Raw genomic sequence first — 13,336 nt, forward strand, 5'->3', positions numbered from 1 at the left:
GGATGAAATACGATGGCGCAGCTTTTAAAATTAGCTGATTATGTATCACGATATGAAATAGATATTTACAGATACCCAAGCCGGTATGTTCGCTTGAAAAAAGAGCGGTGGCAAAGAGTTCAAAGAGAATGGGCAGTGCAAAAAAATATATCTATTGATCGTCCTTTTTGGGAATCTAATGAGGAGGAAGAAAAAACATTTTTTCAGAAATCTTGGAACAAACTAAGACGAAAAGCAAAAATGGAGTTAGATGATGAAATAGAATTACCGTCTGAACAGGAAATGCCGCACGAAACAAAAGATCAAATGAAAGCATCTTTTCTAGAAGAGCTTTTTAAATTTCAAATAAATTGGGTAAGTTCGACAGTATCAGAGAGATCGGCTGTAAAAAGAAGTTATTATTACGATTCATTGCTAGAGTTTCTTGTGAAAAAGTTGCCGGATTCTTTTTTCATATTATATGAGCCAGTTTTCTTCTTGAAAAAGGCAACGGTTGATTTAGATGTCATTATATTAACTCCTTCTGAAATATGGCTAATAAAACCTTTATTAGGAAATGAAAATACTATTTTTCAATTTGATTCAGACCGCTTTTGGTCAAAAAAGGATGGAAAAAGAGAATCGAAATTTCTTCATCCAATCATTTCTCTGAACAGGATGAGAACGGTAATAGAAAGTATTCTAAAAGAGAAGAACCTTTCAATGCCTATGAAACAAGTCATTGTCGCAAAAAATAGTTATATAGATATTCCACAACACAATCAACGTGCGAAGCTTATAGATAAACGTAATTTTCACGAATTTCATGAACAACTTTTAAGAAATAAATCTCCAATAAAGCATACGCAGCTAAAAATTGCTGATGCTCTGCTTGCAAAATGTATGACAAACTCGAGTTCAAGACTTATTAGTGAATCAGAAAATGCTGAAACTATAGATACTTTTGATGAATATAAGGAATGATGAATGACAGAAGAAAGGGTGTGTCAACTATGGCTAGTTACGCCTTGCTGACATACCCTTTAAAATTATAAACTAATAAAAGTGGCCACTACCTCCACGTTGCAAGTATCAAGGGTAGAGAACCTTTTAAAGCTGCGTTATAGTTTCCAAATTTCTGAAGCGTACTCTTTGATCGTACGGTCACTTGAAAACTTTCCTGAATAAGCAATATTTGTTACGCTCATTCTCTGCCACGTATTTTTGTCGCGGTAAGAACGTTCTACAAGTTCGTGTGATTCAATATAAGGATCAAAGTCTTTTAAAACAAAATAGGGATCATTATGGTACATAATGTTATAAAAGATATCTTTGAATTCAATTTCCTGGTGACCAAATTCTCCAGAATTCAATTGATCTAAAATACGTTTTACTCTATCGTCTGTGTGATAGATATCCTTCGCTACGTACCCGCCATATTGGTAATAATCATGCACTTGGTCTGACGTCAATCCAAATATGAATATATTGTTATCTCCCACTAGATCTTTAATTTCAATATTAGCGCCATCCAAAGTGCCCAGTGTAAGTGCACCGTTCATCATCATTTTCATATTTCCCGTTCCTGATGCTTCTTTACTTGCAGTGGAGATTTGTTCACTAATATCAGCAGCTGGAATAATTTTTTCAGCAAGACTGACATTATAATTCTCCAGGAAAATAACCTTTAATTTAGAATTAATCTGTTTATCATAATTCACTGTAGCCGCAACATGGTGAATCAATTTAATAACTTCTTTTGCTAAATGATAGCTCGGTGCGGCTTTGGCGGCAAAGATAAATGTTCTAGGTGTTATATCCAGAGAAGGATTTTCTTTTAATTCATTATAAAGATAGATGACATGGAAAATATTCAAAAGTTGTCGTTTATATTCATGAAGTCGTTTAATTTGAACATCAAAAATAGAACTTTCGTCAACTTTGATACCGGTTTGATTTAAAATTAATTTTGCTAACGTTTCTTTGTTTTGTTTTTTTACCTTGCCTACTTTTTCTAGAAACGGTGCATCATTTGAATAACGAAGAAGACCGATTAGTTTGTTTGGCTCTTGGATCCATTTGGGTCCAATCGCTTCGGTAATAGTTTCAGATAAACACGGATTTACTTGCAAAAGCCATCTTCTATGTGTAATCCCGTTAGTCTTGTTATTAAAACGGTTTGGGTACAACTTATAGAAATACTTCATTTCCTTATTCTTTAAAATTTCTGTATGAAGACGGGCAACTCCATTCACACTAAAACTGCCTACGATAGCTAGTCTTGCCATATGAATTTGGTCATCAGCAATCACAGCTAGTTCCGGTATTTTATCACGGAGATCCGGGTGATCGAACCAAATACCTTTGCAAAAACGTTCGTTAATTTCATTGATAATCATATAAATTCGAGGCAGGAGTTTTTGTATCATCGAAGTCGGCCATTTTTCCAATGCCTCACTTAATGTCGTATGGTTAGTATAGGCGATCACACTTGCCGTAACTTTCCAGGCTTCATCCCAACTGAAGTTTTCGTCGTCCATTAATATGCGCATAAGTTCAGGTACTGCTAAGCTGGGATGCGTATCATTAATTTGAATAACTACTTTTTCAGACAGGTGAGCAAGAGAAATATCATGGGTTGCTTTAAAGTTCTTTAAGATCCCTTGAATAGTTGCAGAGACAAGAAAGTATTGTTGCTTTAACCTTAATTCTTTGCCTTCGAAACTAGAGTCATCTGGATATAGAAATCCCGATATTTGCTCAATGGAATGGCTGTGATCTAAATGGTGATAATACTGACTGCTTGGATCTGACATAAGTTTAGATTCATCTTCAGTCACTTCGGCACTCCACAGACGTAATGTATTCACAACTTCATTTTGATAGCCGATTACTGGGACATCATAAGGAACTGCCATTACTTTGTCTTGATCTTCATAAGAGAATTCAAAGTCACCATTAAGTTTTTTATGCATATTTATTTTACCACCGAATCGAACTTCAATAGCCTCATCAGCTTTACGGGTTTCCCACGGATATTCCTCTTTCAGCCAGTAATCAGGAAGCTCAATTTGGTTTCCGTGAATAATTCGTTGTTCAAACAAACCATATCGGTATCGAATTCCGGAGCCTTGCCCGGCATACTTCAAAGAAGCGATCGAGTCTAAAAAACATGCTGCTAAACGCCCTAATCCGCCATTACCCAGCGCAGCATCATGCTCATGTTTATAAATTTCCTCTGGATTTCTGCCAATATCCTTTAAAACCTCGTTGCAAATATCAAGCATTCCACAGTTAAGCAGGTTGCTTTGCAACAACCTCCCAATAAGGAATTCCATGGAAATATAATATACTTGCTTTGTTTTATTTTCTTGATATTTTTCTTGAGTTTTCAGCCATTTAGGCGTTATTTCATCTTTAACAATGGATGATATAACATAATACAAATCTTTATCGGAAGCATCTTCTAAATGTTTTCCTCGTTTTCTTGTCATCTTTCCTTCTAATAAAGCCAGAAAGGATTCTTTACGATAATCTGACAAAACTTTCACTCCCTATCTTCTAAAGTTGTTAGTGATTTATAAATATTAGTATATGCTTTTGCAGATTCACTCCAACTAAAGCTGCTTTTATTGACGTTTTTCATAAGTTTTTTCCATAGAGAGCTATCATGGAAGACGTCAAGAGAATAACGTAGAATGGAAAGAAGTTCATGGGCATTGTAATTTGCAAAACTAAAGCCGTTACCTTCACCAGTTTCCGCATTGAAAGCTTGCACTGTATCTTTGAGTCCTCCGGTTTCTCTTACAATAGGTACTGTTTTATATTGCAAAGCGATTAATTGAGAAAGACCACATGGTTCAAATTTAGAGGGCATTAAAAAGAAATCAGCACTTGCATAAAGTTTTCTGGCTTGTCCTTCATTAAACTGTAATAACATGTGCATTTTAGTAGAGTTACGGATGGCAATGTGCGAAAAAGAATGTTCAAATTCATAATCACCAGTACCGAGAATAACAACTTGAATATCTTCCTGTAAAAATTCATCTAAAACTCTTTCTAATAAATGAAAACCTTTTTGCTCCACTAAACGTGAAATGGCAATATACATAGGTATATCTCCATTAACCGGCAGTCCGAGCTCTGCTTGTAAGGCTTCTTTATTTTCCTTCTTTTTTACACGTGAAGATTTGTAATTCACATGAATATATGGATCCTTCATTGGATGATAGTCCTCCAAATTGATGCCATTTATCACGCCTGAAAGGTCACCTTCTCGTTCATGGAGAATAGAATCAAGCCCCTCACTGTAATAGGGCTGCCTTATTTCTTCTGCATAAGTTGGGCTGACGGTCGTAATTTTGTCTGCGTGAAAAATTGCAGCCTTCATGCAATTAAGCATGCCATTCCATTCTAAGCCATTGAAATGCTCTCTTGATAAATTGAAAAGGTTATCGAAAGAATCGTGAGAAAGTAAGCCTTGGTATTTAATATTATGAATCGTAAATACGGTTTTCAATCGTGAAGCTGGAAGATATATATTTGCGAAAGCAACCGCTAGTCCGGTTTGCCAATCGTGAGCATGGAGGACATCAGCATCGAAATCAAGCAAAGGAAGGCCCTCGATAATAGCTTGGCTAAAAAAGACAAACCTTTCCCCGTCATCGTAATAACCGTAAACTCCTCTTCTGGAAAAATAAAAGTCGTTTTTAATAAAATAATAAAGGATGCCATCGTTTTCAAGTGTATATAGAATAGCCTCATGTGTTCGCCAGCCAACTTCTACTTTGAATGATGTTTTCTTTTCCATCTTATTCTGCCATTCTAGTGGAATCTCATCGTATAAAGGTAAAATTACTCTTACGTCAGCTAGATTATCTTTCATCAAAGCTTGCGGAAGAGATCCAATGACGTCAGCAAGTCCTCCTGTTTTTATAAATGGCACACATTCAGATGCAGCAAATAATATTTTAGTCATCGCTTGAATCTCCTCTCTGAAATCAGTGAATATTTTTAACATAAGTGTATAAGTGACAGTTAGCTTTCAAGGCACAGGTGATGGCACCTGTCTCATGGTTGCGTAGAGGTATAATTGCGATGAAAGCTCAACTGCTTAAAAATTAACATGGAAGACTTCCTTAATAAGGTAAGAATTTATAAGTTGACAGCTATCTTTACGCCACACGCATCAAGGGAAGTTCGCTTCCTTTCGAGTAGCACCTACACGCAATACGTAGGTGCTACTCGGGGGTGGCTTTAAAGATCACGCTGTATTTAATTAAAGACGGCTATGCCGTTTTTCTTAAATAGTTTGGCGTTTTGCAACAACAAAAGGTTTATCTTTTGAACCTATAAATGTTTGTCCTGCTGTAATTCGAACATCTTTGTCTAGAATGACATTTTCCAGATGGACACCTTCTTCAATGATACAACGCTGCATGACAATGGAATTTTTTACTTTTGTCCCCTTATGAACTTTCACTCCCCGAAATAGAATACTACCTGAAACCTCACCATCAATCACACAACCGTTGGCGAGCATAGAAGTGGTAACCTTGGAAGACTCTCTATATTTTGCAGGAGGTTCATTACTTATTTTTGTACGTATAAATTCATTTTTAAAGAATAAAGAGCGGTAATTATCCGGTTGTAATAAGTTCATATTGTGTTTATAGAAGCTTTTGATGGAATTTATAAAGATAGAACAACCTTCCGAATTAATATATTGAACGGCGAGACTGTCAAGGTTTTCTTTCACTCCGCCTAGAAAGAAGTGGTCTTTATGATAGGCGATGCACTCATCTAAGAGTTTTAGAAGGACTTCTTTTTTTATGATGTAGGCATTGGTGAATACATGTTTATTTTCATGGTCGTTTGTAAATCCTGTCACCCATCCATCATTATCATGTTCGATACGAAGTTGCGACATATGTTCAGGTTCTAACGTGTCAACCTCCGTGGTAATACACGTAACATCCGCCTCACGTTCAAGATGAAGTTTGAACGCTTTTTTATAATGAGCGTTTGAAATAAACTGACTGCCGCTAATGACTACATGGCTCGCTTTTGAGCGATGGAAATAGTCACGGTTATTGTGAAAGTGCTTTAAATCTCCTCTGGAAACATCTGTCGGATCATTCCAGTCAGGCGGTAGAATAAAAAGACCGCCGTGACGTCTGGCAAGTTCCCAGTCGGCCCCTGTTCCAAGGTGATCCATTAGAGAGCGATATTTGGAATTAGTGAAGATAGCCACTTCACTTACTCCGGAATTAACCATATTGGAGAGGGTGAAATCTACTAACCGATAACGCCCAGCAAACGGTGCTGCAGCACCACAACGAAAATAAGTTAGCTCTTCTAAAAAATCTTGTTCATGCTCTAAATTAATTAAACCCATTAAGTCTCCCATTATCGTTCCACTCCTTCCTTTTGAAAATCAACGATATTTTCACTGTTGATGACAAGTGGTTCGTCATATTTTTCTCCGTCTATGATCGTTCCTTCGGGAATTTCAACCCCCTCCATAATAATTGCCTTTTTAATAAGACAATTACTATTTATTCGTACTTCAGGATGAATAATGGATTCATTAATACTCGAGTTTGCACCGACATCAATTCTTTCAAATAGAATCGAGTTCGTGACCTTTCCGTTAATCCAACAACCTGAATTAATGAGGGAATTTTCTATGATGGCATATTCACCGATAAATTGAGGCGGATAATTCGTATCATGAGAATACGTACGCCATTCTTTACTGTTCAGAGAAAGAGATAAATCTTCTTCTAGTAGATCCATATGCGCTTCCCAATAGCTTTGAATCGTACCGACATCTTTCCAGTAACCTTCAAACTGATAGGCATACATACGCAAACCATCGTTTAACATAGCTGGAATAATGTCTTTCCCAAAGTCGTGGTCTGAATCTGTTAAATTAGCATCTTCCATTAAATATTGTCTAAGGGCTTTCCAATTAAACACGTAAATTCCCATGGAAGCTAAATTATTTTTCGGAGTTTCCGGTTTTTCATCAAATTCATAGATTTCCAGATTATCGAGTGTGTTGAGTATTCCAAATCGGGAAGCCTCTTTCCATGGAACTTCTATGACCGATATCGTAGCATCTGATTGTTTCTCCTTATGGTGCTCGATAAGCTTTGCGTAATCCATTTGATAAATATGATCGCCGGAGATGACAAGTATATACTCGGGATCGTACTGATCAATGTAATGAATGTTTTGATAGATAGCATCAGCTGTTCCTTTATACCAGCTGCCACCTTTTTTAGCAGTATAAGGTGATAAAATAGAGACTCCATCTTCCTGTCGATCTAAATCCCACGGTTTACCTATTCCAATGTGCTTATTAAGGAGCATCGGAGAGTACTGTGTAAGCACGCCTACAGTATGAACGGAAGAATTGGAGCAATTGCTTAACGTAAAATCGATAATTCGGTATTTACCACCGAAATGTACTGCTGGTTTAGCAAGTGTTTTTGTTAGAAGACCTAGACGTTTACCTTCACCACCAGCTAGAAGCATAGCGACACATTCTTTTTTCATTGAGAATCCTCCTTCATTGTTTGGTTTTATCTATTTGTTTGAAAAAGGTAACCGCTAGAGGAGGAACCATGATTTTTATATGTTGATCGAAACCATGCCATGGCTCTGGAAAACTAAAATGGGTACTGAGATTACATTGGTTTGATCCGGCAAAGTCTTCGGAATCAGAGGTGAAAATTTCCTTATACTTCCCGGGAACGTCTACGCCAATTTTATAATCGTAATAAACATTCGGTGTGAAGTTCATAATGATCACCAGACTTTCTTCTTTTCGGGCATCATGGCGATAAAAGGCAAGAATACTTTGGTCGGCATTATCGGCATCTATCCATTTGAATCCATCCGGATCATGGTCTAATTCAAATAAGGCAGGTTCTTGTTTGTAAAAGTTATTTAAAGCTTTTACATAATTAAATATGCCTTCATGCAAAGGATATTCTAATAGATGCCAATCAAGCTGCTCTTTATCTTTCCACTCCGCGTATTGGCCAAGTTCTCCACCCATAAATAAAAGTTTCTTCCCGGGATGCGCAAACATATATCCGTAAAGAAGGCGAAGTTGAGCAAATTGTTGCCACTGATCACCAGGCATTTTATTTAATAATGACTTTTTCCCGTGAACTACCTCATCGTGGGAAAGTGGTAAAACAAAGTTTTCAGAAAAAGTGTACATAAAGGAAAACGTTAGCAAATTATGATTTCCTTTTCGATAAAGGGGATCGAGTTCCATATATTCCAGAGTGTCGTTCATCCACCCCATGTTCCATTTGTAATTAAATCCTAATCCTTCTTCATGAATGGGATAAGTAACTTTTGGTAAATCCGAGCTGTCCTCTGCCATCATAAGTGTATTCGGGAAATATTCGAAAACAACTTTGTTTAACTTTTTAATGAAAGCGAAGGCTTCTAGATTCTCATCGCCACCAAAAGAATTTTGTACTTTTTCCTCTCCGTCATGTTTATCGAAGTTCAAGGAGAGCATGCTTGCTACAGCATCTACGCGAATACCATCAAGGTGATATTCTTCCAGCCAGTAAATGGCGTTGGAAACGAGAAAGCTTTGTACTTCGGGACGTCCAAAATCAAATGTTAAGGTGCCCCAGGATGTTTTCTCGGCTTTTCTGGAGTCTTCATACTCATATAAAGACTCTCCGTCAAATTGACGCAAGCCATGGTCATCTTTGCAAAAGTGTCCAGGTACCCAGTCCATGATTACTCCTATGCCTTGTTGGTGACACATATCAATAAAATATTTAAAATCTTCCGGAGAACCATAGCGGCTAGTAATAGAATAATATCCGGTAATTTGATATCCCCAAGATAAATCAAAGGGGTGCTCAGATATTGGCATTAGCTCTATGTGGGTATACCCAAGGTTTTTCACATAAGGAATAAGTTCATCTGCTAATTCTCTGTATGTTAATAATTCTTCATCGTTTCTCTTTTTCCATGTGCCCAGATGTGCTTCATATACAGTAATGGGTGACTTGTAAAGGTTAGTTGATTTTTTTTGTTCTATCCATCTATTATCTTTCCAATCATACTTATTTTGTTGAGGTGTGAGTGAAGCCGTGGCAGGTCGGAGTTCTGATTGCTTAGCATAAGGATCTGCTTTTAAGATATTACGGCCATCCGGGTGAATAATATTATACTTATATGTTGAATCTGGCGGTATATCTGAGAAAAAAGCGGTCCATAATCCTTGTGTACTAACTCGCTTGAGTGGGTGGGCATTACCTTGCCATTCATTGAAATCGCCGACTAGTTCGACCTTTGCAGCATGAGGTGCCCAAACAGTAAAACGAAAACCTTTTTCTTTCTCCCACGTTATTTCATGGCAGCCTAAAAAGGAATAACTGTGATAATTTGTCCCTTGATGAAATAAATACATGTCATCTTGCGTAAGATGATAAACCAATGAGCATCAATCCTTCCTTTATGTCCAATAATTATTGTGTATTATAAAAATTCGCTAAGATAGCAACAATATCCTTTCTTTTTTAAAATAAAATTCAAAATTATCAAAAGGTTACAAATAATGATAAAATGTACTAGTATACGACAGGAAAGATAACTTAAATCGATGGTTCTCCGACGTTTAAAGAACGGAATAAAGGTTAAGAGATAAGAATAACCAATTAGTTTTTTTGTCATAACATATAGTGGCTAGAGGAAGAAAAGAGGGAATGTATATGAAAGAGTATAAAGCCTGGATAGATAATTTCCATTCTTTACAATTAGAAGGTCCGATCGTAAATGACATCGTTACAAATATAGATCGTGCTTACGCAATTGGTAATGGCGAAAAGATCCACTTAATATCAGAGGGTCATACAATAGATGAAAATACGGTTCGTTTTTACTCGGAAGATTCCCTTCCAGTCGATCAAGATATGTTTTTATATCTGGGAGAACTGGAAATCCCTATTTATGTAAGAGGGGTCGTACGGACGGAAAAATTTGATGAAAAATATGGTGGATCACGTGAAGATTTAGGAGCCGTTTATTATGATATAGAAACGATTTTTCGAGTTTGGAGTCCCGTTGCAACAGAAATGAAACTACATGTGAATGAATCGGTTTATGAAATGAAAAGAAAGAAGTTCGGAGTTTGGGAATATACTCTGACAGAAGACTGTCATGGTTACACCTATTTATTCATCCCTACGTTAAATAAGGAGACGTATGAAGTTGTTGATCCTTATGCGAAAGCAGTCACTACGAATGGGGAATATGGAGTCGTAGTGAATCTGGAAACTACCGATCCAGATGAATTTAGAGAGACACCAAGACCGGTGATAGAAAATTTGCAGGATAGTTCTATTTATGAAATGCATATACGAGATGCTACTATTGATTCCAGAAGCGGAATTGTTGACAAGGGGAAGTATTTAGGATTAACGGAAAAAGATGCTAAAACAGTTCACCAGTATTCATCCGGCCTCTCCTATATTAAAGAATTAGGTGTATCTCATGTGCAATTATTACCAGTGAATGATTTTGCCAGAGTTGATGACCTAGAGCCGAATAAACAATACAATTGGGGATATGATCCACTGTTTTTTCAAGTTCCAGAAGGAAGTTATTCTGTAGATCCAACAGATCCTTTTGCGAGAATTACGGAATTAAAAGAGCTAATTCATTCGTTTCATGAAGAGGGCTTATCGGTAATTATTGATGTTGTATATAACCACGTTTTTGTGAAAGAAACGTCTTCCTTTGAAAAGCTTGTACCAGGATATTATTTCAGGTATCACGATAATGGAACGGTTAGTAATGGAACTGGTGTAGGGAATGATATTGCAACAGAAAAAAGAATGGCTCGAAAATTTATACTGGATACAATTGAATATTGGTTACGGGAGTATCAGGTGGACGGTTTTCGCTTTGATTTAATGGGAGCAATTGATCTAACAACCATGCAGCAAATTCAGAACTCCTGTAAAAAAGAAGAGACACCTATTCTACTATTAGGCGAAGGATGGGGACTGCAGACAGCATTTTCTTCTGAAAAGCTTTCGACAAGTTTCCAGTCTCATCATTTACCGGGGATCAGATTCTTTAATGATGTTTTTAGAGATACAATAAAGGGGAATTTATTTGAATCACATGATCATGGTTTTGTTAATGGTAAGGGAAGGTACATCGAACGATTAACACAGCTTGTGAAAGGTTCAGCTGCAAAGAATGAAGATATACCACCATTTGTTCATGAAGTCACACAAACGGTTAATTACGTAGAATGTCATGACAATCACACACTTTCGGACCGTCTTGAGATCACTAATAGCTCTGACACAAATGAAGAGCGAATGAAAATGCATAAGATGGCCACCGGGTTAACGATTGTTAGTCAGGGAATTCCCTTTATCCATGCGGGGCAGGAATGGTTCAGGTCAAAAAGTGGAGATGAAAATAGTTATATTTCCGGTGATAAGATAAACCAGTTAGATTGGAAAAGACGTGGAGAAAAAGAAGAGGATATTCAATATGTCAGAGATCTTTTAAGCATTAGAAAGGAATATTCCGTTTTCCGTATGACAAAACAAGAAGATATAAATCGTCATCTACATGTTTTAATAACGCCACCTAAAGTATTTGGTTTTACACTTCTCGCTTATAAAAATGATCTTTGTATATACGCGAATCCTACTGAAAAGGATGTTAAAATAGAACTGCCTTCTTCAGGAGATTGGGAAATACTAGTGACGAGCCTAGGAAAACATGAACGAACTTACTTCTCCGTTAGAGGCAAAGAATGTGAGTTAAGACCATATGAATTTATTATATTAAGAAAATCGAGACTTTAAGTTGAACAATAGAGTAATCTTCTTTACAATGAATAAAGGCTTTATTTTATAGTAACGTATTTTAAATGAAATCATTTACTGATAGATGAGATATGAGGGTGAAACGATTGGAACATTTCATGGGTGAAGGTTGGCAGCTGCGTTCCGCTGGTGGAGCAACAGGGGAAGCGTATATTGCTGAACAAGGAGAACAAAAGCTGTTTATAAAAAGAAATTCTTCACCTTTTTTAGCGGTGCTGTCTGCAGAGGGAATCGTTCCTAAATTACTGTGGACGAAACGTCTGGAAAACGGAGATGTTATAACTGCTCAGCAGTGGGTAGATCGTCCGGAATTAAAATCATATGAAATGAATCATGATAGCGTTGCTTCCTTGCTGTCAAAAATCCATCGTTCAAAAGAACTGTTGGATATGTTCATGAGAATGGGAAATCGCCCTTTATCTCCTACTGAAATATTAGCTAACCTGGATTTGAGAACAAGACATTTACAAGAGTCATTGCTGTATGTAAAAGAAGCGATGCAATGGTTAACTGATAACTTCCCGGTATTCTATGAGGAGAAATGTGTAGTTTGTCATTCTGATGTTAATCATAATAATTGGATTAATAATGAGGATGGAAGTTTATTTTTAATCGATTGGGATGGTGCACAAGTTGCTGATCCCGCGTTGGATCTCGCTCCATTACTGTATCTGTACGTACCGAAACAGGATTGGGAAGAGTGGTTAAAGGGATATGGGGAAGAGTTAAGTGAAGACTTAACTTTAAGGATGCAGTGGCACATGGTTGTTCAATGCATAGATAATATTCTTTGGTTTTGGAAACGTGAGGAAACGGCTAACATTACAAAGTGGTCTCATTTGTTGGATGATATTTTACAAGAAAGAACATAAAAACACTGCAGCTGGATTTAAAGGGCTGCAGTGTTTTTATGTTCGTAGATAAGTTTTAAAATAGTAGAGATTGTTGTTTTCGTCGAACAGAAAGGCCCGAATGGAGGCTTTAAAGATCACGCTGTATTTAATAAAAGACGGCTATGCCGTTTTTCTTAATTAAATCTCCCGGCCTTTTCGTTGTTCGTAATCAATGGTGACCTTGCCACCCCCCTCATTTAAAAGTTGAAGTTCTTCTACCCAGCGAGAAAGGTTCAGATGGTGGTGTTTTACTAACTCCGTTCTATTACTACTTTCTCGTCCATTATCGACATACGTATGAATTTCTTGTATCGTTCCTAGGAAGTTTTCGTTAATGGATTCTTCTCTTAGTGTCGCTAAAACTCCATCCATTTTTGTGAATTCTTCTATTGATGCAGTCTCCGTTGATGCAGTCTCCGTTTTTTTTTGGTGATCCAATAAAGACTGAAGCAAATCAATTCTTTGTTTTACATCCATACTCTCATGCACCTCCATTTTAAATTAGGGCTGTTTTACTCTTCATCTTCCCTAATTTTGATAAAGTATACATGTTTTTCAGACTTCTTAAGA

The 13,336-nt window shown here is 36.9% G+C and carries 9 protein-coding genes; 3 read left to right on the top strand and 6 right to left on the bottom strand.

The genetic code is table 11. The features are described from left to right. Window positions 1-12 precede the first annotated feature (12 nt). Entirely contained in the window at window positions 13-963 is a 951-nt protein-coding gene (locus CEF18_RS01290; protein ID WP_110934798.1) for a nuclease-related domain-containing protein, read from the top strand. A 137-nt stretch (window positions 964-1,100) separates the two neighbouring features. On the opposite strand, the gene CEF18_RS01295 is transcribed toward CEF18_RS01290, so the two are convergent. From CEF18_RS01295 to glgB, 5 genes are all read right to left on the bottom strand, one after another. Then, a complete protein-coding gene (locus CEF18_RS01295; protein ID WP_110934799.1) occupies window positions 1,101-3,521 on the bottom strand; it encodes a glycogen/starch/alpha-glucan phosphorylase in 2,421 nt (806 codons plus the stop codon). Between the two features lie 5 nt (window positions 3,522-3,526). Beyond that, a complete protein-coding gene (locus CEF18_RS01300; RefSeq protein ID WP_110934800.1) occupies window positions 3,527-4,957 on the bottom strand; it encodes a glycogen synthase in 1,431 nt (476 codons plus the stop codon). 324 nt (window positions 4,958-5,281) lie between these two features. After that, window positions 5,282-6,388, bottom strand: coding sequence for a glucose-1-phosphate adenylyltransferase subunit GlgD (glgD, locus tag CEF18_RS01305; protein ID WP_110934801.1), 1,107 nt, complete (start codon window positions 6,386-6,388; stop codon window positions 5,282-5,284). Next, a complete protein-coding gene (locus tag CEF18_RS01310) occupies window positions 6,388-7,542 on the bottom strand; it encodes a glucose-1-phosphate adenylyltransferase (RefSeq protein WP_110934802.1) in 1,155 nt (384 codons plus the stop codon). The genes glgD and CEF18_RS01310 overlap by 1 nt, the downstream gene beginning before the upstream one ends. Before the next feature lie 13 nt (window positions 7,543-7,555). Continuing rightward, on the bottom strand, window positions 7,556-9,460 hold the full coding sequence (gene glgB, locus CEF18_RS01315) for a 1,4-alpha-glucan branching protein GlgB (protein WP_110934803.1): 1,905 nt from the start codon (window positions 9,458-9,460) through the stop codon (window positions 7,556-7,558). 274 nt (window positions 9,461-9,734) lie between these two features. Between glgB and pulA the strand changes: the two genes are divergently transcribed. Both pulA and CEF18_RS01325 read left to right on the top strand, forming a co-directional pair. Beyond that, the gene (pulA, locus tag CEF18_RS01320) at window positions 9,735-11,852 is read left to right on the top strand and encodes a type I pullulanase (protein ID WP_183041089.1); all 2,118 of its coding nucleotides are present in this window, start codon (window positions 9,735-9,737) and stop codon (window positions 11,850-11,852) included. A 92-nt stretch (window positions 11,853-11,944) separates the two neighbouring features. Continuing rightward, window positions 11,945-12,745 (top strand): phosphotransferase family protein, encoded by an 801-nt coding sequence (locus tag CEF18_RS01325; protein WP_110934805.1) that lies wholly within the window; start codon window positions 11,945-11,947, stop codon window positions 12,743-12,745. A 159-nt stretch (window positions 12,746-12,904) separates the two neighbouring features. Here CEF18_RS01325 and CEF18_RS01330 read toward each other — a convergent pair whose 3' ends face one another. Further along, window positions 12,905-13,243: a YtzH-like family protein gene (locus CEF18_RS01330; RefSeq protein WP_183041088.1), complete on the bottom strand. Its 339-nt coding sequence runs from the start codon at window positions 13,241-13,243 to the stop codon at window positions 12,905-12,907. Window positions 13,244-13,336: the final 93 nt, after the last annotated feature.

It is taken from the genome of Salipaludibacillus neizhouensis (genome assembly GCF_002886185.1).
Lineage (GTDB): Bacteria > Bacillota > Bacilli > Bacillales > Salisediminibacteriaceae > Salipaludibacillus > Salipaludibacillus neizhouensis.

Excerpts from the sequence above, each read along its gene's own strand:
- CEF18_RS01290 (WP_110934798.1), top strand. The coding sequence starts at position 13 with ATGGCGCAGCTTTTAAAATTAGCTGATTATGTATCACGATATGAAATA.
- CEF18_RS01300 (WP_110934800.1), bottom strand. The coding sequence starts at position 4,957 with ATGACTAAAATATTATTTGCTGCATCTGAATGTGTGCCATTTATAAAA.
- glgD (WP_110934801.1), bottom strand. The coding sequence starts at position 6,388 with ATGGGAGACTTAATGGGTTTAATTAATTTAGAGCATGAACAAGATTTT.
- CEF18_RS01310 (WP_110934802.1), bottom strand. The coding sequence starts at position 7,542 with ATGAAAAAAGAATGTGTCGCTATGCTTCTAGCTGGTGGTGAAGGTAAA.
- pulA (WP_183041089.1), top strand. The coding sequence starts at position 9,735 with ATGAAAGAGTATAAAGCCTGGATAGATAATTTCCATTCTTTACAATTA.
- CEF18_RS01325 (WP_110934805.1), top strand. The coding sequence starts at position 11,945 with ATGAGGGTGAAACGATTGGAACATTTCATGGGTGAAGGTTGGCAGCTG.
- CEF18_RS01330 (WP_183041088.1), bottom strand. The coding sequence starts at position 13,243 with ATGGATGTAAAACAAAGAATTGATTTGCTTCAGTCTTTATTGGATCAC.